This window comes from Exiguobacterium sp. GL_137 (genome assembly GCF_057834585.1).
In genome coordinates, this window is record NZ_CM174406.1 from 1,376,444 (window position 1) to 1,395,514 (window position 19,071).

The 19,071-nt window shown below is 48.7% G+C and carries 23 protein-coding genes; 18 read left to right on the forward strand and 5 right to left on the reverse strand.

Annotation, left to right across the window (positions count from 1 at the left end; translation table 11 throughout):
- The first annotated feature begins 32 nt into the window (after positions 1–32).
- From AC3IRK_RS07145 to AC3IRK_RS07165, 5 genes are all read left to right on the forward strand, one after another.
- Positions 33–1,973, forward strand: a complete 1,941-nt coding sequence (locus tag AC3IRK_RS07145) for a glycoside hydrolase family 3 protein (RefSeq protein ID WP_489170623.1) — start codon at positions 33–35, stop codon at positions 1,971–1,973.
- 148 nt (positions 1,974–2,121) lie between these two features.
- A complete protein-coding gene (gene murQ, locus AC3IRK_RS07150) occupies positions 2,122–3,006 on the forward strand; it encodes an N-acetylmuramic acid 6-phosphate etherase (protein ID WP_489170624.1) in 885 nt (294 codons plus the stop codon).
- A 12-nt stretch (positions 3,007–3,018) separates the two neighbouring features.
- Complete coding sequence (locus AC3IRK_RS07155) at positions 3,019–4,392, forward strand: PTS transporter subunit EIIC (RefSeq protein WP_489170625.1); 1,374 nt, start codon at positions 3,019–3,021, stop codon at positions 4,390–4,392.
- Between the two features lie 181 nt (positions 4,393–4,573).
- Positions 4,574–5,176 carry a hypothetical protein gene (locus tag AC3IRK_RS07160; RefSeq protein WP_489170626.1) on the forward strand — a complete coding sequence of 201 codons (603 nt, stop codon included), beginning with the start codon at positions 4,574–4,576 and terminating at the stop codon, positions 5,174–5,176.
- 76 nt (positions 5,177–5,252) lie between these two features.
- A complete protein-coding gene (locus AC3IRK_RS07165) occupies positions 5,253–5,870 on the forward strand; it encodes a hypothetical protein (RefSeq protein WP_214855021.1) in 618 nt (205 codons plus the stop codon).
- A gap of 195 nt (positions 5,871–6,065) precedes the next feature.
- Here the strand turns inward: AC3IRK_RS07165 and AC3IRK_RS07170 are convergent, their stop codons facing one another.
- Together AC3IRK_RS07170 and AC3IRK_RS07175 are read right to left on the reverse strand one after the other, a co-directional pair.
- Positions 6,066–6,212, reverse strand: a complete 147-nt coding sequence (locus AC3IRK_RS07170) for a hypothetical protein (RefSeq protein ID WP_489170627.1) — start codon at positions 6,210–6,212, stop codon at positions 6,066–6,068.
- Positions 6,213–6,377: 165 nt separating this feature from the next.
- Entirely contained in the window at positions 6,378–6,866 is a 489-nt protein-coding gene (locus tag AC3IRK_RS07175; protein ID WP_114595990.1) for a DUF4825 domain-containing protein, read from the reverse strand.
- Between the two features lie 134 nt (positions 6,867–7,000).
- On the opposite strand from AC3IRK_RS07175, the gene AC3IRK_RS07180 reads away from it, so the two are divergent.
- Together AC3IRK_RS07180 and AC3IRK_RS07185 are read left to right on the forward strand one after the other, a co-directional pair.
- On the forward strand, positions 7,001–8,071 hold the full coding sequence (locus AC3IRK_RS07180) for a DUF871 domain-containing protein (RefSeq protein WP_489170628.1): 1,071 nt from the start codon (positions 7,001–7,003) through the stop codon (positions 8,069–8,071).
- On the forward strand, positions 8,068–8,574 hold the full coding sequence (locus tag AC3IRK_RS07185; protein ID WP_489170629.1) for a DNA topology modulation protein: 507 nt from the start codon (positions 8,068–8,070) through the stop codon (positions 8,572–8,574). Before AC3IRK_RS07180 ends, AC3IRK_RS07185 begins: the two co-directional genes overlap by 4 nt.
- Before the next feature lie 66 nt (positions 8,575–8,640).
- Here the strand turns inward: AC3IRK_RS07185 and AC3IRK_RS07190 are convergent, their stop codons facing one another.
- Entirely contained in the window at positions 8,641–9,513 is an 873-nt protein-coding gene (locus AC3IRK_RS07190; RefSeq protein WP_489170630.1) for an alpha/beta hydrolase, read from the reverse strand.
- Positions 9,514–9,625: 112 nt separating this feature from the next.
- On the opposite strand from AC3IRK_RS07190, the gene AC3IRK_RS07195 reads away from it, so the two are divergent.
- The gene (locus AC3IRK_RS07195; RefSeq protein ID WP_489170631.1) at positions 9,626–10,306 is read left to right on the forward strand and encodes a VOC family protein; all 681 of its coding nucleotides are present in this window, start codon (positions 9,626–9,628) and stop codon (positions 10,304–10,306) included.
- A gap of 25 nt (positions 10,307–10,331) precedes the next feature.
- Here the strand turns inward: AC3IRK_RS07195 and AC3IRK_RS07200 are convergent, their stop codons facing one another.
- Positions 10,332–10,814 carry a hypothetical protein gene (locus AC3IRK_RS07200; RefSeq protein ID WP_255508444.1) on the reverse strand — a complete coding sequence of 161 codons (483 nt, stop codon included), beginning with the start codon at positions 10,812–10,814 and terminating at the stop codon, positions 10,332–10,334.
- An 87-nt stretch (positions 10,815–10,901) separates the two neighbouring features.
- Between AC3IRK_RS07200 and AC3IRK_RS07205 the strand changes: the two genes are divergently transcribed.
- From AC3IRK_RS07205 to AC3IRK_RS07250, 10 genes are all read left to right on the forward strand, one after another.
- Complete coding sequence (locus tag AC3IRK_RS07205; RefSeq protein ID WP_489170632.1) at positions 10,902–11,273, forward strand: hypothetical protein; 372 nt, start codon at positions 10,902–10,904, stop codon at positions 11,271–11,273.
- Between the two features lie 42 nt (positions 11,274–11,315).
- A complete protein-coding gene (locus AC3IRK_RS07210) occupies positions 11,316–11,879 on the forward strand; it encodes a DUF1349 domain-containing protein (RefSeq protein WP_489170633.1) in 564 nt (187 codons plus the stop codon).
- 67 nt (positions 11,880–11,946) lie between these two features.
- Positions 11,947–12,828, forward strand: a complete 882-nt coding sequence (locus AC3IRK_RS07215) for a hypothetical protein (RefSeq protein ID WP_489170634.1) — start codon at positions 11,947–11,949, stop codon at positions 12,826–12,828.
- A gap of 104 nt (positions 12,829–12,932) precedes the next feature.
- Entirely contained in the window at positions 12,933–14,546 is a 1,614-nt protein-coding gene (nikA, locus tag AC3IRK_RS07220) for a nickel ABC transporter substrate-binding protein (protein WP_489170635.1), read from the forward strand.
- A gap of 14 nt (positions 14,547–14,560) precedes the next feature.
- Positions 14,561–15,505: an ABC transporter permease gene (locus AC3IRK_RS07225; RefSeq protein WP_214854976.1), complete on the forward strand. Its 945-nt coding sequence runs from the start codon at positions 14,561–14,563 to the stop codon at positions 15,503–15,505.
- Positions 15,502–16,347 (forward strand): nickel ABC transporter permease subunit NikC, encoded by an 846-nt coding sequence (gene nikC / locus AC3IRK_RS07230; protein WP_489170636.1) that lies wholly within the window; start codon positions 15,502–15,504, stop codon positions 16,345–16,347. The genes AC3IRK_RS07225 and nikC overlap by 4 nt, the downstream gene beginning before the upstream one ends.
- 23 nt (positions 16,348–16,370) lie before the next feature.
- The gene (locus AC3IRK_RS07235; protein ID WP_131504027.1) at positions 16,371–17,168 is read left to right on the forward strand and encodes an ABC transporter ATP-binding protein; all 798 of its coding nucleotides are present in this window, start codon (positions 16,371–16,373) and stop codon (positions 17,166–17,168) included.
- Entirely contained in the window at positions 17,165–17,953 is a 789-nt protein-coding gene (locus tag AC3IRK_RS07240; protein ID WP_131504028.1) for an ATP-binding cassette domain-containing protein, read from the forward strand. The genes AC3IRK_RS07235 and AC3IRK_RS07240 overlap by 4 nt, the downstream gene beginning before the upstream one ends.
- Before the next feature lie 125 nt (positions 17,954–18,078).
- Positions 18,079–18,297 carry a helix-turn-helix transcriptional regulator gene (locus tag AC3IRK_RS07245; RefSeq protein ID WP_131504029.1) on the forward strand — a complete coding sequence of 73 codons (219 nt, stop codon included), beginning with the start codon at positions 18,079–18,081 and terminating at the stop codon, positions 18,295–18,297.
- Positions 18,294–18,653: a hypothetical protein gene (locus tag AC3IRK_RS07250; protein WP_131504030.1), complete on the forward strand. Its 360-nt coding sequence runs from the start codon at positions 18,294–18,296 to the stop codon at positions 18,651–18,653. The genes AC3IRK_RS07245 and AC3IRK_RS07250 overlap by 4 nt, the downstream gene beginning before the upstream one ends.
- A gap of 38 nt (positions 18,654–18,691) precedes the next feature.
- On the opposite strand, the gene AC3IRK_RS07255 is transcribed toward AC3IRK_RS07250, so the two are convergent.
- Positions 18,692–19,063, reverse strand: a complete 372-nt coding sequence (locus AC3IRK_RS07255; RefSeq protein ID WP_131504031.1) for a hypothetical protein — start codon at positions 19,061–19,063, stop codon at positions 18,692–18,694.
- Positions 19,064–19,071 lie beyond the last annotated feature (8 nt).

Here is a 19,071-nt window from a genome sequence, read left to right on the forward strand (position 1 = left end):
GCAGGAGTCAAAACAAAAGGGGAGCTGAGCATATGGGACAGAAACTCAACTGGACGGCGACACTCGGATTGACGACGGCGTTACTTGCCGCGTCTCTGCCGGTGCAACCGGTCGCGGCCGAAACGACATCTTCCGTCACGCAACGGGTCGACGCGCAACTGGAACAGATGACACTTGAACAAAAAATCGGTCAAATGATTATGCCGGATTTCCGGTTATGGGATGGGGTCAATCATACGCAACTGGCACCGGAAGTCGGACGGGTCATCGACCGGTTTGATTTAGGCGGTGTCATCCTGTTTGCGGAAAACGTCAGCGAGACGGAACAGACGACGAAACTCGTCCATGATCTGCAGGAAGTCGTCGAGCAGGATCCAAGCAACGACATTCCGTTGTTCGTAACAATCGACCAGGAAGGCGGAATCGTGACGCGACTCGGAACGGGAACGAACTTACCGGGCAACATGGCACTCGGGGCGACCCGCAGTCCGGCTTATGCGGAAGCGGCAGGCGGAATTATCGGTTCCGAACTGCATGCGCTCGGCATCAACGTCAACTTTGGTCCGGTCCTGGACGTCAACAACAATCCGGGCAATCCCGTCATCGGGGTCCGCTCATTTTCCAGTGATCCGAACCTGGTCGGGGAACTGGGTTCGGCCATGACGCGCGGTATCCAGGAACAAGGGGTCGTTGCGACGGCGAAACACTTCCCGGGACACGGCGATACGGCGGTTGATTCGCATTACGGTCTGCCGGTCGTCGATAAATCACTGGCGGAACTGAAACAGCTCGAACTGATTCCGTTCAAGCGGGCAGTGGTGGAAGGAATCGACATGGTCATGACAGGACACATCGGGATGCCGCAGATCGAGGATGAGGTCGTCGAGTCTAAACAAGGAACATTCCCGTTACCGGCGACATTGTCGGATGACGTCATTACCGGTGTCTTACGGGAAGAGCTTGGGTATCAGGGACTTGTCGTCACCGATGCGTTGAACATGCAGGCGATTGCCGACAATTTCACGGAGTCGGAAGCCGTCATCAAAACGTTTAAAGCTGGTGTCGATATCGCGTTGATGCCGACGATCCTCCGGTCCGTGAACGATGTGACGAAACTGGAGTCGATTTTTGACGACGTGATCGAAGCGGTTGAAATCGGGGAGCTTTCAGAAGCGGACATTGATCGTTCGGTCGAACGGATTCTGACACTCAAAGCGAAACGCGGTATTTGGAGTGAAGCAACTTCGAATGTGACGCTTGAGGAAAAACTGGTCGAGGCGAAGTCGGTCGTCGGCAGTCCTGAGCACAAGACGCTTGAACGGCAGATGACGGAAGCGGCAGTCACGCTCGTCAAAAATGACCGGAAGACATTGCCGTTCAAACCGAAAAAAGGGCAGACGGTCCTTGTCCTGTCACCAACAAAAGATCAGACGGACAGCATGGTCAAGACGATCCGGTCGCTTGAGAAAAATGCCGGGAACCTGAAGCAGGTCAACGTGCTGACGGAAAATTATGGAGCCTCAACGCCGCATCTCGATCAAAATCCGGCGCTTCAAGAGAAAATTAGACAAGCAGACTATCTGATTGTCGGCTCGAACGTCAATAACAGTGCGAAGCTCGGAACATCTTCCGCAGATCATTATGTGCCGGCTGAAGTATTCCGTCAGGCAAACCGAACGGGTAAAAAATCTGTCCTGCTCAGTCTGCGGAATCCGTATGACGTCGCCGTCCAACCCGATTCTGACGCTCAATTACTCGTTTACGGTTTCAAAGGTGATCCGAACGGACCGGACTCGGAAGCAGGGAACACAAAATCAGCCGGACCGAATTTACCGGCAGGAATCCGCGCCATTTTTGGTGAATTCGTACCACAAGGGAAATTACCGGTTGATGTACCGAAGTTTAAGGACGGTACGTTCCAAACCGGCTTGTACCGCGAGTTCGGGGACGGATTCCGCAACTGGAATAAATAACAGGCTCGTTTGAGGGAGTCCAATCGACTCGATTGGGCTTTCCCTATTGACTTCTTCTGAAATTTTATTTCTAATATATCGATTTATCTTTGGATTAATGTTTCGTTATGATCAGGAAAAAAGGAGCTGTTGAGAGAGGATGAAAGTTATGTTAGAGAAATTGGCGACAGAACGCCGCAATGAACGAACGATGAGTCTAGACGATATGTCAGTCGAAGACATCCTGACGGTCATGAACGAGGAAGATCAGACGGTCGCGAGTGTCATCCGGCAGGAAATTCCGGTCATCAAACAAGTCGTCGATCGAGTCGTTCAATCGTTTCAATCAGGTGGACGGCTGATTTATATCGGAGCCGGCACGAGCGGACGACTGGGTGTGCTCGATGCGGCAGAATGTGTGCCGACGTTCGGGGTCTCACCGGACATGGTCGTCGGACTGATTGCCGGGGGCGAAAGGGCACTGATCAAAGCCGTTGAAGGGGCGGAGGACAGCAAGACGCTGGCCGTCGAAGATTTACAAGCCCTGCAGTTAAAGGCAAACGATACAGTCATCGGCATTGCGGCAAGCGGCCGGACCCCATACGTCATCGGCGGTCTCGACTATGCACGTGAAGTCGGTGCGGTAACGGCTGCCTTATCCTGTAATAAAGAAGCCATCATCAGCCAGCATGCCGACCTCCAGATTGAAGTCGAGACAGGTCCGGAAGTCTTGACCGGCTCGACCCGGCTCAAAGCCGGAACAGCACAAAAGCTTGTCCTGAACATGATTTCGACGGCGGCTATGATCGGCGTCGGGAAGGTCTACCAAAACCTGATGGTCGATGTCCAATCGACGAATGAAAAACTCGAAATTCGGGCCAAACGGATGATTGTGGAAGCGACAGGGGTTGATCTTGAGACAGCCGCGCGTTATTTCACATCGGCGAACGGCCACGTCAAGACGGCGATCGTCATGATTTTAGCGGACGTTTCGTATACTGAGGCAGTCGAACGATTACAACGTGCGCACGGATTCGTCCGCGACGCGCTTTAAGGGGGGACGAACATGAAGAAAGAAGAAGTGTTGGCATCCGCCATCCTCGAACATGTCGGGGGAAAAGACAACCTCCGGCAACTGGCCCACTGTATGACACGTGTCCGGTTGTCGCTGAAGGATCCGACGAAAGCCGATATACCGGCACTGAAACAAATTGACAGTGTCATGGGCGTCATCGATGACGAGACGCTGCAAATCGTCGTCGGACCGGGAACGGTCAACCGGGTCGCCGACCACTTGAGCCGCGAGACAGGGCTTGCGATCGGTGAAGAGTCGGTCGATGAGAATTTGACGTTTGAAGAACGGACCGCAATTGAACGGCAAAAAGTGAAGGACAAACAAAAATCACCGTTCAAACGCTTTTTACGCCGTTTAGGTAATATCTTCATCCCGCTCATTCCGGGACTGGTCGCGTCAGGAATCATCAACGGTGCGGCAAACTTTGCGAAAAACGCCGGAGTCGATGCGACAGAAACCTGGATGCAGATTCTATTATTGATTGGTAGTACGGTCTTCGCCTACTTAGCGATTCTCGTCGGTTGGAATACGGCGAAGGAATTCGGTGGCACACCGGTCCTCGGGGCGATTGCCGGGGGGATTCTGTTTAATCCGTTGCTCGTCGACATCGTCATTTACGGGGAACCGCTTGTCGTCGGTCGGGGTGGTTTGTTTGGCGTCATCTTTGCCGCCTGGTTGATGACGTATCTCGAAAAACACATCCGCCGGTTCATGCCGGTCTCAATTGATATCATCTTTACGCCACTCTTCACCGTCTTGATTGTCGGCTTTACGGCGCTGTATGCCATCATGCCGGTCGCCGGCGTGTTATCAGACGGTATCATGAAAGCGATCAACGTGATTCTTGAAGTCGGTGGTCCGCTTGCCGGTGCCGTCCTCGCCGGATTCTTCCTGCCGCTCGTCATGGTCGGTCTCCATCACGGACTGACACCGATTCACTTGGAGCTGTTAAATACGATTGGAAATACGGCACTCTTGCCGATTCTTGCGATGGCAGGAGCCGGACAAGTCGGAGCAGCAATGGCGATTTTCGTCAAGACACGGAATCAACGGTTGCGCAACATTATCAAGGGAGCGATTCCGGTCGGTTTCCTCGGAATCGGCGAACCGTTGCTGTACGGGGTCACGTTACCACTTGGTCGTCCGTTCTTGACGGCTTGTATGGGAGCCGCAGTCGGCGGTGCCTTCCAAGCGACGATGAAAACGGCGGCGCTTGGGGTCGGTGTATCCGGTCTGTCGTTGACACCGTTGATCGATAACGGGATGTACTTGACGTATATCGGCGGTCTCGTCATCTCGTATGCTTTTGGATTCTTGTTTACCTTCTGGTTTGGTTTCAAAGAAGAAATGGCAGATGGGATTTAATAATTTCCGATCAAAGGGGTGTCTCATATTTGAGTCATCTCTTTTGATCTTTATAAATTAACTTTCCTAACAATAATGTAAGAAAGTGTCGTTTTGTAGGCAATTCGTTGTATAACTAGAGTTCAAATTGTTGATCAGCAGATGAACTGAAATCAGTATAAAATAAGGAGATTTTTAGCCTATGAAGAAAACTATAATGAAAATTGACAAAATCGAACTGAAGTTCAAAAAAAGAAATGGTCAAATCCAATCGATTGAAGAATTCTCTAAGAAGTTTGATAATGGCTTTTATTTCGTTGAGCATCCAGATGTAATCACTGGAACAAGAGTTGTCATGCATGTCACTTCTAATTTTAAAAACGATACGTTCAGTTTTGATTTCAACAGAAAAGACATAGAGTGGGGACATTATTGGGTCGATAAATTAGTCCAGAAATGGACAATCATTTGGGAATGGTTTTATCAGGCTGATCTTGTTACGAATAAAAGTTACATATTGGATGAAGAAGATATAAAAAAAAGATTTGGTGAACATAGTCAAGAATATCGTGAATTATCATCATCCGAACCCATTCCTATCAATTTGGTTTTTGAGGAAACAAGTGATTCGGAAATAAATTACGACAATATGGACTGGGTATTGGATTTTGACGAAAGAAATTCATTTGAGCGGATGAGAACTGAAAAAATTTATTACGATCATGACTTAAACGTGTGGATTGATTTAGAGTACTCGTTACCTGCAATTAAACAAATCATCAGAGTAGTAGACTATCATGGTTAAATTGTTACGAGTAATATATGTTTCTCATCATTAAAAGCATAAATCTTTTTTTTTAGGTGATTTTGGAGGTTTTAGCATGAATAGTAGTATCTTCGAGGACATTACAATCTTTGTACAAGAATCGGAACAGCAGCCAATTCCGTTAGAGGATTACGTGGAAAAGTATAGTATTCGACTAGGCGATTTTGTGGACGATGAAACAAGAGTGGGTGAGTTTATCGTGAATTTTAAATTTAGTACAGGCATGGTCACTTGGACTGTTGATTTTCACGAACGAGAGGAAGGAACTCAATGTGACTATATTCTATACATTATCTTTAAATGGGTGGCGATTTGGGAATGGTATTCACAACGATTTTTGAAGACTCAGGTACCGTTTCGAGTGTACGCGACCATCACTGATATGGTCAAAGGAAAAATAAGACCGCAAGCAGAAATGGAAGAGAGACTGGAGGAACTAGCAGGTTATACGGAAGAGGGACGTTTATTTTATTTTGGGACAGGTCCTTTTGATGACTTCAAGAAGGCGGAGCAGCAAATAGACCTGTTTTTAGAATACGACGAAATCAATTCAAAAGAAAAAATACGTCAAGAGGGATTGTACTTTGATTCGGAGAGTAAAAGATGGATCGATATTCGAACTTCGCTCCCGATGATAGAAAAATCGATGCGAAGGTTGTTGGCGTTTCTGTAAAAATATCTAATATATAAGACTCTTCATAAAAAATCGATTATTTTTAGTAAATTTATTATCGATAATAGCAACGTGGTGCTTGTCTTAGGCATACGATTTGAAGTGAGCAAAAAAGTGGTTCTTCTCGATCAAGAGAAAAACCACTTTTGTCTTCAAGTGAAGTGTATCCCCTGAACGAGGACAGACTTGAACCGCTCATTGAATCTTCGTATCGACGGTCTTGTCCTGTAACATACGTTCGAAAACCAGGACATAGACCAAGGCAACAAGAACTCCCGCTGTCCCTTGCAGAACAGCAATGATTGAGTCAGACAGGTATGCTGCGGGAATCAGGTAAGTCAACAGAGACTTCACGCCATTCAACACGAGAAGGGCTGTCAGCAGGATCAAGGTCACAGTCCGTTTTTACAGATTCCTAAAGAACTGACGATCCGTTTGTTTAACCTGTGTCATGCCGAATCAAGCGAACATACAGATGACCTCCATTGGTTTCTAAATAGGTGAAGATCAGTCAGCGAAAAACTGGTTGATCTTGGTTTCAGACTTTAGATGACGCTGAATCAATTTTGTGACTGCTTGTTCCTGTTCGATTGTGCTCAGTTGCGTGTTGTACCAGCCGTCCAGTTTATCGCGGGTCACAGTGAAAGTATAATCCGGGAAGGTGAATGTAATCCGGTCCACGTTATCGACGAGAACAAACAGGTAGGTCGCGTTGAACAGGACCGTTTCTTTGATTTCCTGTTCGACTTGTTCCGTCTCGATGTCCTTGTAAGTCAAATGGATGCCATACGGTGTTTGTTTCGTTTCGAGGGCAATCTGATGCAACTCTTGATGGTGTGCCAGTTCTTTGACGATATTCGCGACGGCGCTGTTGTCACCGACATAAGAATGTTTATGTTGGAACAGGTCCGTCTTTGAATCGGCATGCTGACTGTAGCCGTTCCAGATCAATACCAGACAGGCAATCGACAGGAACGGAATCAAAATTCGTTTCATACAATCTCTCCTTTATGGATCTCGTACTAATGGTATCATAATTCATGAAGTATATCCTAAAAAATTCTTATATTGGAATTTTAGTAACAATTTATGGTTTTTAAACACTACGCTGACAAGAAGGAGTGGAACAGATGAAAGGACTTGCCGTTTATTTAAGTGAACCAATGACAGATGAGGCGAAAGACAGCATCCGACAGATGCGGACGATTGGTTTTACCTTAATCTTTACCTCGTTACATATTCCGGAAGACGATCCGTCGCTCTATACCGAACGGTTGCGGAATTTAGGGGAATTGGCGCGACAGCTTAAGATGGAACTCGTCGCCGATATCGCCCCGACTTCCCTTGCTGCGCTCGGTAAGACATGGGACGATGCCGGAACGTTGACCGAGTGGGGCGTGACCGGCCTACGCGTCGACTACGGCGTGACACCGAAGCAGGTCGCGGATTTATCAAAACAGATGATGGTGGCCTTAAACGCCAGTACGCTGACGGCAGAAGAACTTGACGCGATGAAAGCGGAGGGGCTGGTGCTTGAGCACGTCGAGGCATGGCATAACTTTTATCCACGACCGGAAACGGGACTTGACCGGAACTGGTTCAACGATAAAAATGCGTGGCTTCACGGGCAAGGAATCCGTGTCCAAGCTTTTATCCCGGGAGACGGGCCATTACGAGGTCCGTTGCATGCCACGTTACCGACGCTCGAAGATCACCGGGGACAGGCACCATTTGCCTGCTATCTCGAGTTGGAATCGTCCGTCGACCGGATTCTGATTGGCGATCCCGGTATTTCGGAAAGAACGATGCACCAGTTCGCCGCGTATCAGGAGGGCGTCATTGTTCTCCGGGCAACCGGTACCGTTGATGATCCGCTTTTAAAGAGTATCCAGACAAACCGGATGGATCCGGCGCGGGACGTCATCCGGTCGGTGGAGTCACGTGCTTACGGACGACCTGGAAACGGATTACTTGAATCCGTCGTCCTGGCAGACCGACTGGTTGGATCAATCACGATCGACAATCTGAATTACGGACGGTATGCCGGTGAATTACAAATCACAAAACGGGATCTAACGGCCGACGAACGGGTCAACGTCATCGGTCGTGTGATTGAAGCAGACCGGCCGTTGGTGCAACAGATTGGTCCCGGCGGGCGGTTCCTGCTGGAGTGGGTGGAAACGCAGGAGGAAACGGAATGAAAAAAATCATGCTAATCGGTTCCGGCGGATCGGGCAAGTCGACGTTAGCCCGTCAACTCGGTCAACGACTGGGCATTCGCGTTCACCATCTCGACAGTTTATTATGGCGGGCAGACTGGCAGGCGGTGCCGCGCGAGGAACAACGACAGATTCAAACGGATTTGATCAGCCGGGACGACTGGATCATTGACGGGAACTACGGCGGAACGATGGATCTCCGGTTGAACGCCGCGGATACGATCATCTTTCTCGATCTGCCGCGAGCGACCTGTGTCTATCGGATTCTGAAACGGTCGATCCGGTACCGGCACAAGTCACGACTAGATATGGCAGCCGGATGTCCGGAAAAAATTGATGTTGCCTTTTTGAAGTGGGTTTGGCGTTATCCGGATGAACAGCGGCCCGACATTCAAGCGAGACTCGCTCAAGTCGAAGCGACGAAGACAATTATCGTGTTAAAGTCACGGAAAGAAGTCCGGCGCTTCATCGAAAACGTCGCCTGATTGAAGAATAGACAAAGCAAACGACTCCTCATGAGTAGGGAGTCGTTTTTTAATCAGTCCATCTTTTCAGATGTTAGTGTGTTGTTCGTTGACGGCAAGGGAGTTCGTCCAGTATTCCTGAATAACCTGCAGTACGAATGCCGGATCATCCCAGTGAATGATATGGGACGTCGATGGAGCAGACACGACGGTTCCACCGGTTTTCTCCTGCCATAGGGTAATCGCTTTTTGCCGGAACGGCTCATCGGAGACAGGTAACGTCGCACGGAGTAACACCAGGTTGTCACCGGGGACGTCGTCGAGGAAATCGAGAATTTCGTCCTGGTACATCGCGGTCAGAATCGCACGCGCCGTCTTTGCCCGGGCATGCCAGTAGTATCGCCCGTCCTGCATCCGGACGAAATCCTTTCCGGCTAAATCAAGCAGCGGTGACCGGCGCATCTTGGGTCCGTAAACGGCAACGTCCCGGAATTCTTCCCAGGTCGCGACGGATTCTTCAAAATCCGTCTCGTAAAACGCAGATTCCTGTTCGAGTGGTGTCCCGCGTAACCGTTTGCTCTGATATCCACCGTCAAGCAGGATAGATCCGAGGACCCGCTCCGGCTGTTCCTTCTGATAAAAAAGTGCGATGAAGCTGCCCCAAGAGTGCGAGAGGAAATAAAAGTCCTCGATGTGCAGCTGGTCAAACAGCCGGTTCAGCCAATCGGAGAACCGGGCGAACCGATAGTCGCGTTCGTCCGGAAACGGTTCGGTTTTTCCATGACCGGGTGCATCAATCGAGACGATCCGGTACGTATCTTGTAAGGCGTCCGCTAGTTCAATGAAGCTGAGGCTCGTTCCGCCGAGACCATGCAGGCAAAAAATGACCGGGCGGTCCGCTTCGCCCCATTCGGTAATCTGTGTTGAAATACCGCCGCATTCCAGTGTATAACGTTTCATCTGTCTGCCTCCGTTTCTAAATAGGTATGTACTTACTTTTTAACCAGTATTATACATCATTTATTGTATACTAAAGCTAATCAATTTAAAGCGATGACGAAGGAGAAGGAAGATGAAAATTACAGTAGCGACACTTTGGACGAATGAGTTAAAACCGATGCAGGAATTTTACACGGCAACACTCGGTTTTCCACTCGTCGAAGAGACGAAAACGACATTTGCGGTGCAAATCGGAACGAGTCAGCTTCGCTTCGAGCTCGATACGACACAGCAACCGAAACAATACCACTTTGCGTTTAATGTTCCGGGGGATGCCTTCCAACTTGCGAAAGATTGGTTGAAACACCAAGTCCCGTTACTGATCGAGGATGGGGAAGACGAAATCTATTTTGAAAATATCAATGCCCATTCCGTTTACTTTTATGATCCGGACGAAAACGTCGTCGAACTGATTGCCCGGCATGATGTCAATCCGGACAAGTCGCTTGAAACGTTTACCGAACAGAACATTCTTGACATCGGTGAAATGAACGTCACGACGCCGGACGTCGCTGGTGTCGGAGCAAAATTGGCCGAGCTCGGTGTCTTTCACCGCTACCATCAACCGATTAACATCGACTTCCTGAACTTCCTCGGAGCACCGGAAGACGGGACCCATCTGTTGCTCGGGCGAGAAGACCGGACATGGTTGTTCTCACCGAAACCGGCCATTACGAGTCCGCTCATTCTCGAACTTGACGGAAATCTGCACGTCCGGCTGGATGCAGAGGGGATCTTGCACCACGAAAAATAAACCCGTTCGGAGACGGGTTAAGGGGTTAAGCGATGAGTTGTAAAATCCCGAACGTCGTCAAGACGACATAAGAAACCGAGACAAAAATCAAGACGGGCTGAAACAGCGAGTCTTTGGCTTGACGCGTGATTCCTTCGACGAAACAGCTGAGGAGGAAGACAAAAATCGCCAGGCCGATGTACATCAGGACAATCGTCAGGACACTTTGGATGATTCCGAACGTGACGAGCGAAAAGACGGTGAAGAACAGATAGCCGAACGCTGCCAGGAGAACGAGACCAAGCAAGATACCAAGCGCCGGATGAATCCTGTTGACGCGGGCCGTCCAGTTCGGAATACGTGGGCTGAGTAACGTCCAGGCCGTATGTAGTGACAGACAGATTGAGATGAATAACATCAGGAAAAAGAGTGCCTGTAAGAGCGGCGAAAGTTGACCGGCCCAAAGCGGAACGATTAAAAAGACGACCGGGAAACAGAGGCTCAGAAGATGTTTTTTCAAGTGAATCACTTCTTTCGTAAGAGTAGGAACTTGCATTAACAATATCTTCCTTATTCGTACCGTATCATACGTAGAGACAGGAGGAAAGAAGAGCCGATGACAAACTTTTGGAAAGCAAAGGGCAAGTGGCGGATGGGGCGGTTGATCTTACTTAGCATTCTTCTTGCTATTATATCTTGCTTTTTGTTTATCTATCATCAAAAGGTGTTGCACCAACTGTATTTAGAAGGCCAGCTGAAACAAGAATTTGGTTTAGAAAAAGAAGATTATCAAATAAAAGGTCAGTTTTGGAAATTCGGATACGCATATGACATAATTTTAGAGGACGAACCAAAAACATCTTATCTATTCAATGTAAAGAAAAAAGACGGCAAATACACAGCCGCATATTGGGGACACGGTTTTTTGGATTCATCCAATGATGGGTCGCCTGAGCATCTAGAGTTCGAACGTATGAGAAATGACTAGCGAGTTATAGCGCGCTAACCTGTAAAAATAGGAGGAATCACCATGTGGCAAGATTACCAATGGCTCAACCAACCGTCTGCAATCGACAATCAACAACAATTGAAGTTCACGACAGAGGGCGATACCGACTTTTGGCGCAACACGTACTATCAATTTAACCGGATGACGGGACATGCCTTACTTAAACCGATTCCGGCAGCGTCTTTTTCCTGCCGGATCGAAGTGAAGCTGCACCCGCGTCTAACGTATGATCAGGCGGGGATTCTTCTCTATTTAAACGATGACAACTGGTTAAAAGTTTCAGCGGAATTCATTCCGGATGGAAAATCGCATCTCGGAGCCGTTGTCACATCATTCGGTTATTCCGACTGGTCATCGCGGGATATCGAAAACACGGTCTTTGATCATCCGTTGACGTTTGAGTTGGTCTGCAATCAACAGGACGTCGAACTGTACTTCGTCGACAGTGAGACGAAGGAGCAGCTACGGATTGCCCATCTGCATGCGGAAGGGGACTGGAAAGTCGGACCGTATGCCTGCAGTCCGAATCTCGAAGCTCAGGGATGTGACGTCGAAGTGTTAACATTGGACTTCAAGACAAAATAAAAGGAATCAGATTTTTGAGCACTCATGCAGTTTGATGGGTGCTTTACTATGTTGAAGGAGAAAGAGTATGGAAATATTTTTTGGAAGTATCATTTTTTGTTTATTGTTTAGTTTTATCATTTTTTTGTTAGCTTATTTTATAAATCGTTCAGGAAATAGACTTGAATCCGTCATAAACTCTTACCAGAGCATCGTTCGTAAAATCGTTAACGGAAAAGTTCAACTGAAGCGTGGTGGGATAATGAGTATTTTCGTTATCATCGTATATATCACCTTAATCGTCTTGGGTACTTTATGGATACTTACTGGATTAAATGGAGAAGTTAATTTTTTATGGAACGGTTTGTTGACATTTGTTTTAACGATAATCTTCATCTTAACTGTCTCTTCTTTAATTGCTGAAGAATCAGCATTTTTAAAGAAAAGAAGAAGTAAGAAAACTCAGAGCAAAGTAGTCGTCACTTCTAATAAAACGTTTAAAACTTTCATAAAAGAGCGCGCCCAATTTTTATATGATAAAACTATGTTTTTTTTCGGTATGTCCTTTTTCTTAAGCGTTAGTGTTCTTGAAGTTGTTATTATTCTTTTGGAGAATAAGGGAGTTTTTATAGTAGGTGCATTTATAGGATGGATCTTTTTATTATCGCTGTTTTCAAACACCATGCTTTTCGAATATTTTTACTATCGCGAAGAACTGAAAAATCATTTTTCTGTTGAAACATCTGAAATTTGCATCAACCAAAAAAGGTTAATCTATTATTTAGTTCTTTTTATTTTTACCTTCTACAACTGGTACCATCCACTTGCTTACCCAGATCAAAAACACTTCGTATCTGGCAAATATATTTTAACGAGCATGAGTGTAGTCTTTTTTCTTGTTTCAGACAGGATTTTTAAACTTGTAAATGATAGTTACGTAAAATATAAAAAAGAATCAAAATCAATTTAAAGCACAGGAAAATCAACGCTTCCACGGATTATCCATTGACAATTCTTAGCACGGACTCTTACAATTGAAAATGATTATCAATACGAATGGGAGTTTTGTTTACTATGAACGTTTCACGCCGTAAGAAATCCATTATTCAAGCTGTTTCCATCCTCTCGATTACGACACTGTTGTTCGGTTGCTCAAATCCGAACGAAGGTGCTGACGATAAGAAAAACAAAGATACATTGACGCTGGCCTGGCCGCGTGACATCGGCGAGATGAATCCGCATGTCTATAACCCGTCGCAACTGTTTGCCCAGTCGATGGTCTATGAGCCGCTCGTCCATTACGCGGAAGGCGGAAAGCTCGAACCGTTCCTCGCGAAATCATGGGACATTTCAAAAGACGGCAAAACGTATACGTTCACGTTGCGTGACGATGTGAAGTTCTCGGACGGTTCGACGTTTGATGCGACGATCGTCAAAAAGAACTTTGATGCAGTCCTTAAAAACAAAGCCTTACATAGCTGGCTTGGCTTCATCTCCAAAATCGAAAAAACGGAAGCTGTCGACAAGCAGACGTTCCGGATGACCTTATCGGAAGCGTACTATCCGACGATTCAGGAACTGGCGGTCGTCCGTCCGGTCCGATTCCTCGGCGAAGCGGGCTTCCCGAAAAACGGCGACACGTCAAAAGGTGTCGAACAAGAAGTCGGAACCGGTCCCTGGGTGCTCGACGAGTATAAGGCGGATCAATATGCGACGTTTAAGGTCAACAAAAACTACTGGGGACCGAAGCCGAAAGTGAAAAAAATCAAGGTCGACATCATTCCGGATGCCGAAAGCCGCGTACTCGCTTTTGAAAAAGGCGACATCGATTTGATTTTCGGAGAAGGGGCGATCAGTGTTGACGCCTATAATCAACTGAAAGCAACAAAATCTTACAAGACGACGATGTCGGAGCCGGTTGCGACACGTCTGTTGATCATGAACACGAAGAAAAAACAGCTGGCAGACGAACGCGTCCGTCAAGCCCTGCAATACGGTTTTGATAAAAAGACACTCGTTGAAGGTATTACATCCGGTCTTGAAGCACCGGCTGACTTCATCCTGCCGCCGAACCTGCCGTATACATCAAAACTGAACGTTGAAAAACGGGACTTTGATGTCGAAAAGGCTAAAACGCTACTCGACGAAGCCGGCTGGAAACTGCCGGACGGGAAAAAGGTCCGCGAAAAAGACGGTCAACCGTTACAGGTCGAGATGATGTACGATGCAGCGGAACTTGTCCAAAAAGCGATGGCGGAGACGTTACAATCGGAGTGGGCGAATATCGGCGTCGATCTGAAGATCGTCGGTGTTGAGCTACCGGATCAGGTCCAGCGTTTCAAAGACAATAAGTTTGACATCAACATGTACAGTAACTTCGGTGCACCATATGATCCGCACACGTTCGTTAATATCATCGGGACTGACGGATTCGGCTTCAAAGAAGCGATTTCCGCTTACCCGAACAAGGATCAGTTATTGAAAGAGATGAAAGATGTCCTAAAAACGACGGATGAAACGAAACGTCAGGCGATGTATGCCGAAATTCTGCCGTCGCTGCAAGATCAAGGTGCTCTCGTCCCGATCTCGTATTTGAAGAAGATGGCGATTTACCAGTCGGATGTCACGAACTTCAAGTTTGCGGCAAACCGCGATGAAAGTCCGTTCGCACAAATCGGCATTAAATAAGGGAGGTGAACGGAATGGGCGTCTATATTCTCAAACGGGTCGGGTCGGTCATTCCGATTCTGCTCCTCGCGATTTTACTGCTGACGGCAATGATTCATTTGTCACCTGTTGATCCGGCGGAAGCCTATCTGTCTGCCGCCCATATTCAACCGACAGAAGAAGTGCTCGCCCAAAAACGGGCCGAGTTCGGACTCGATCAATCCTTTTTGACACAATACGTGACGACAGTCGCCCGGCTGGCCCGGTTTGATTTCGGAACGTCCTATGTCTCGGGAAAACCGGTACTGGACGAAGTCATTCTGCGATTGCCGGCGACCTTGCAACTGGCGACGACCAGTCTATTTCTGGCGATCATCGTCAGCATTCCGCTCGGTTTTCTCGCCGGTATTCGCAAAAACGGCTTTTTTGATCATCTCAGCCGGGTGATTGCTTTCATCGGTGCGTCGATTCCGTCATTTTGGCTCGGCTATCTGCTGATTTTCTTTTTTGCCGTCCAGCTCGATTTGTTACCGGTCGGCGGCATCGGCAGTCCGAGTCACGTCATCTTGCCGGCGATCACGCTTGCGTTACCGTTGATTGCCCTTTACACACGGCTGTTGCGGACAAGTGTCATCGAGACAATGCGCGAACCGTACGTCCAGTTTGCCCGGACACGCGGAATCCGTGAAACGGTCATCCTCGGGAAACACGTCTTACGGGTCGCGATTCCTCCGATGATCACCGGACTCGGCATGAATCTCGGGAAACTGTTGACGGGAACGATCATCGTCGAGACCGTCTTCTCCTGGCCAGGATTTGGCCGTTATTTCATCGAAGCGATTTTTGACCGGGATATGCCGATCATTCAAGGGTATGTGTTCCTGGCTGCTTTATTATTTATCGGCAGCAGTCTGCTCGTTGATTTGTTGCAACTGGCAATCGATCCGCGGATTGCCCGGAAAGGAGGGAACAGACGATGAATGTGCCGCTCGGACGACCACGTCTGCTGGACCGCCTGTCGAACCAACAGCTGATTTTGATCGGCTGTTCTGTTTTTTTAGGTCTGCTGTTTCTCGCGGCACTGGCCGCACCGTGGCTTGCGCCGCATGATCCGTATCTCGTCAATCTGGCGGTGAAACTGCAGGACCCGTCCTGGACGTATCCGCTCGGGACCGACCACCTCGGACGCTGTACGTTATCGCGTCTGTTATACGGCGCCCGGGTATCGCTCGGATTTGCCGTCCTGATTTTTGCGTCATCGCTGTTAATCGGCTTGTTGATCGGCACGCTCGCCGGCTACATCGGCGGCTGGGTCGACCAACTGCTGATGCGGTTTTGTGACGGTGTGATGGCGTTCCCGAGTCTGATTCTCGTCCTCGGTCTCGTCGGAATTTTCGGACCGGGACTGAAACAAGTCATCATCGCCCTGATGCTTGTCCAGTGGGTTTACTATGCCCGGATGTTCCGTGGGCTTGTCATGACGCTGAAGGAAAAGAACTTCATCGCTGCGGCACGCGTCAACGGCTCCTCGCACTGGAAAATCTTCCGGATGCACCTGTTGCCGAATATCCTGCCGCCGTTGCTTGTCATCGGCACCCTCGAGATGGGCTGGGCCATCATGGACATCTCAGCGATGTCGTTCCTTGGTCTTGGCGTCCAGTCCCCCGGAGCAGAATGGGGAGCGATGATTCACGAAGGAAAATCGTATATCCGGACGAATCCGGAACTGATGATTTATCCGGGTGTGATGATCATGCTCGTCATTGCGAGCTTTAACCTGCTCGGAGAATCATTATCGGAACGGTTCGGTATGAACAAATAATCAAAATGAAAGGAGGCACCCGGATGAAACCTGTATTATCCGTCGAACATCTGACGATTGAGACGATCGCGGACGGTCAGCCGCTTGTCCAAAATATCTCGTTTCAGCTCGCGGCCGGACAAATCACCGGACTGGTCGGTGAGAGCGGTTGCGGGAAGACCGTGACGAGTCTCGCGCTGTTGCGGCTGCTCGATGAAAAGGTCATCCGTCAATCAGGACGGATTCTGCTCGATGCGACCGATTTGATGACATTGTCCGACCGGACGCTTCGTCGTGTCCGTGGCGGTCAAATCGCCTTCATCATGCAAAATCCGATGAGTGCCTTCACACCGGTCTTCACGATTGGTCATCAATTGATGGAAACGATCCGGACACACGACCAGTGCAGTAAACGCGAAGCGAAGGAGCGGGCGATTGAAGCGCTGCTTGAAGTCAATCTTGAACAGCCGGACCGGATTTTAAAAGCCTATCCGTTCGAACTGAGCGGCGGGATGTTACAACGGGTCATGATTGCGCTTGCGGTTTGCCTGCGTCCGCATGTCCTGATTGCCGACGAACCGACGACGGCGCTTGACGTCTACAATCAAAAGCTGGTGCTGTATTATCTGGAGAAAGTCCGGGCGACATACGACACGGCGATTCTGTTGATATCGCACGACTTGAGCGTCATCGCTGAAATGGCGGATCACGTTCTCGTCATGCGGGAAGGGGAAATCGTCGAACAGGCGGATGTCTTTGATTTGTTCGACCGGCCGCAACATCCGTATACACGACGGTTGCTAGAACAGCACGGTCTTCAGGCGGGAGGAATGAACGCATGAGTCTTCTGCAGATCAAACACGTCTCGCACCGGTACGGCAATCAGCGTTTTTTGTCGCGGCAGCCGGAGCAGACCGTCTTACAGGATGTCTCGCTGACACTTGAAGCCGGGACGTGCCTCGGCCTACTCGGCCGGAGCGGTGCCGGTAAAAGTACGCTCGGACGGATTCTGCTCGGACTTGAGCGGCCGAAAGAGGGACAGGTGCTGTTTGAAGGACAGGATATCTATCAGAATCTGTCTTCACGGCAGGACATCCAGGTCGTCTTTCAGGATTCATTTGCTGCCGTCAATCCGAAACTCACAGCAGGACAAATCATTGCCGAGCCGTTGACGAACTTCCTGCGTTTGACGCCGGATGCACTCGAGCAACGGCTCATCACCTTGCTGGAACAGGTCGGACTGACTGAAGCGGATTTGACGAAATATCCGCATCAGTTCAGCGGCGGACAGTTGCAACGGATCTGCATCGCCCGCGCGATTGCGACGAATCCGAAGCTGATTATCCTGGATGAAGCCGTCAGCAGTCTCGACATGGTCAACAAGGCGATGATTCTCGACTTGTTACGGGAGTTAAAAGCGACGCTTGGTCTCGCCTACGTCTTCATCACGCATGATGTCCAGGCGGCGCAGACGCTGAGCGACCGGTTCGTGATTTTGGATCACGGTCAGCTGGTCGGTGATTATCCGACGCTCCAATCGTTTACGGAAGCGACGGATGGACATGTCGAAGCGATCCGACATGCGGTGCTCGCGACACATCCACGGTACCGGACGATCCGGAAATAGGATTTCTGATGTGTCATCGACCATTCAATCGAGACGGTTGAGTGGTTTTTCTTTTATCTTGCCTGTAAAGGAAACTTGACACAAGGATTCACTTTACCTATTATTGGAAGCGAGAGGTGACAGGAATGAAGAATAGCGTGAAGGTGTTACGGGAAGCCCGTCAGTGGTCGCAAGGCGAACTCGCTAAAGCACTGGGTGTATCAAGGCAGACGATTATCTCCATCGAAAAAGAGCGTTATAATCCGTCGCTCGAGCTGGCGTTTTCAATCGCTGCTCTGTTTGATTGTCCGATCGAAACGATTTTCAGACCAGAAGCAAAGAAAAAAGGAGATGATGTTAAATGAAACGAATGCCTTTGATTAATCGGGTACTGTTCGCCATTCTACTTGTCTACGGTACCTATCTGACTCTTGTTGATGGACCGAGCCCGCACAGTATCATCCTCATCCTCGTCGGAATCAGTCAATTGGCGATTGAATTCGTCTTTCCTTCCGCTGATACGTATGACGAGCGGCAAGAAGCGATTAAGATGAAAAGTGGTCAGGTGTCATATGCGTTGAGTATCCTCTATGTGTTTGCGGTAGTCATGCTCGTGCAGTGGGGAATCATCGAAGATGTCCTAACTGCACTATTGTGTGTGCTGTTCATTCAAGTCATGACGTTCCCGGTGACGCTGTTTATGTACAGTCGACGAAGCTGAAGGTGAACCAAAAAAGAACAGATCAAGTGACCTGTTCTTCAGTAGTATTCGGATAACTGTTCTCGTGATTCTTCCGTCAAGTAGCCGAGCGATAAAAAGCTTTTGACGAAGCGGGAGGGACCGACGCTTGAGTCAGGGTCGACGTTCCATATAACATCCTTTACTTGCTCAAGGACTTCAATGTCTGCCGCCTGCATCTTGACGAAATCGAAGTCAAGCGCAACGGTATCCGTCTCGTCCCACGTCAGTTCACCGGAAGAGCGCATGTCATGCATCGTCTGTAACAACCGGTCACTCGGAGGGTTCCATTCGAATTGTAAGTAGTGTCCACCTGTATCCTTTACGGACAGCCCGCCGCGGGCGACGATGGCCGGTAAAAAGCGGCGGTGTGTAAAATGTCGAAGAATCATTGGAAGAG

Coding starts and splice junctions, on each gene's coding strand:
- AC3IRK_RS07145 (WP_489170623.1), top strand. CDS start 33: ATGGGACAGAAACTCAACTGGACGGCGACACTCGGATTGACGACGGCG.
- murQ (WP_489170624.1), top strand. CDS start 2,122: ATGTTAGAGAAATTGGCGACAGAACGCCGCAATGAACGAACGATGAGT.
- AC3IRK_RS07155 (WP_489170625.1), top strand. CDS start 3,019: ATGAAGAAAGAAGAAGTGTTGGCATCCGCCATCCTCGAACATGTCGGG.
- AC3IRK_RS07160 (WP_489170626.1), top strand. CDS start 4,574: ATGAAGAAAACTATAATGAAAATTGACAAAATCGAACTGAAGTTCAAA.
- AC3IRK_RS07165 (WP_214855021.1), top strand. CDS start 5,253: ATGAATAGTAGTATCTTCGAGGACATTACAATCTTTGTACAAGAATCG.
- AC3IRK_RS07175 (WP_114595990.1), bottom strand. CDS start 6,866: ATGAAACGAATTTTGATTCCGTTCCTGTCGATTGCCTGTCTGGTATTG.
- AC3IRK_RS07180 (WP_489170628.1), top strand. CDS start 7,001: ATGAAAGGACTTGCCGTTTATTTAAGTGAACCAATGACAGATGAGGCG.
- AC3IRK_RS07185 (WP_489170629.1), top strand. CDS start 8,068: ATGAAAAAAATCATGCTAATCGGTTCCGGCGGATCGGGCAAGTCGACG.
- AC3IRK_RS07190 (WP_489170630.1), bottom strand. CDS start 9,513: ATGAAACGTTATACACTGGAATGCGGCGGTATTTCAACACAGATTACC.
- AC3IRK_RS07195 (WP_489170631.1), top strand. CDS start 9,626: ATGAAAATTACAGTAGCGACACTTTGGACGAATGAGTTAAAACCGATG.
- AC3IRK_RS07205 (WP_489170632.1), top strand. CDS start 10,902: ATGACAAACTTTTGGAAAGCAAAGGGCAAGTGGCGGATGGGGCGGTTG.
- AC3IRK_RS07210 (WP_489170633.1), top strand. CDS start 11,316: ATGTGGCAAGATTACCAATGGCTCAACCAACCGTCTGCAATCGACAAT.
- AC3IRK_RS07215 (WP_489170634.1), top strand. CDS start 11,947: ATGGAAATATTTTTTGGAAGTATCATTTTTTGTTTATTGTTTAGTTTT.
- nikA (WP_489170635.1), top strand. CDS start 12,933: ATGAACGTTTCACGCCGTAAGAAATCCATTATTCAAGCTGTTTCCATC.
- AC3IRK_RS07225 (WP_214854976.1), top strand. CDS start 14,561: ATGGGCGTCTATATTCTCAAACGGGTCGGGTCGGTCATTCCGATTCTG.
- nikC (WP_489170636.1), top strand. CDS start 15,502: ATGAATGTGCCGCTCGGACGACCACGTCTGCTGGACCGCCTGTCGAAC.
- AC3IRK_RS07235 (WP_131504027.1), top strand. CDS start 16,371: ATGAAACCTGTATTATCCGTCGAACATCTGACGATTGAGACGATCGCG.
- AC3IRK_RS07240 (WP_131504028.1), top strand. CDS start 17,165: ATGAGTCTTCTGCAGATCAAACACGTCTCGCACCGGTACGGCAATCAG.
- AC3IRK_RS07245 (WP_131504029.1), top strand. CDS start 18,079: ATGAAGAATAGCGTGAAGGTGTTACGGGAAGCCCGTCAGTGGTCGCAA.
- AC3IRK_RS07250 (WP_131504030.1), top strand. CDS start 18,294: ATGAAACGAATGCCTTTGATTAATCGGGTACTGTTCGCCATTCTACTT.
- AC3IRK_RS07255 (WP_131504031.1), bottom strand. CDS start 19,063: ATGATTCTTCGACATTTTACACACCGCCGCTTTTTACCGGCCATCGTC.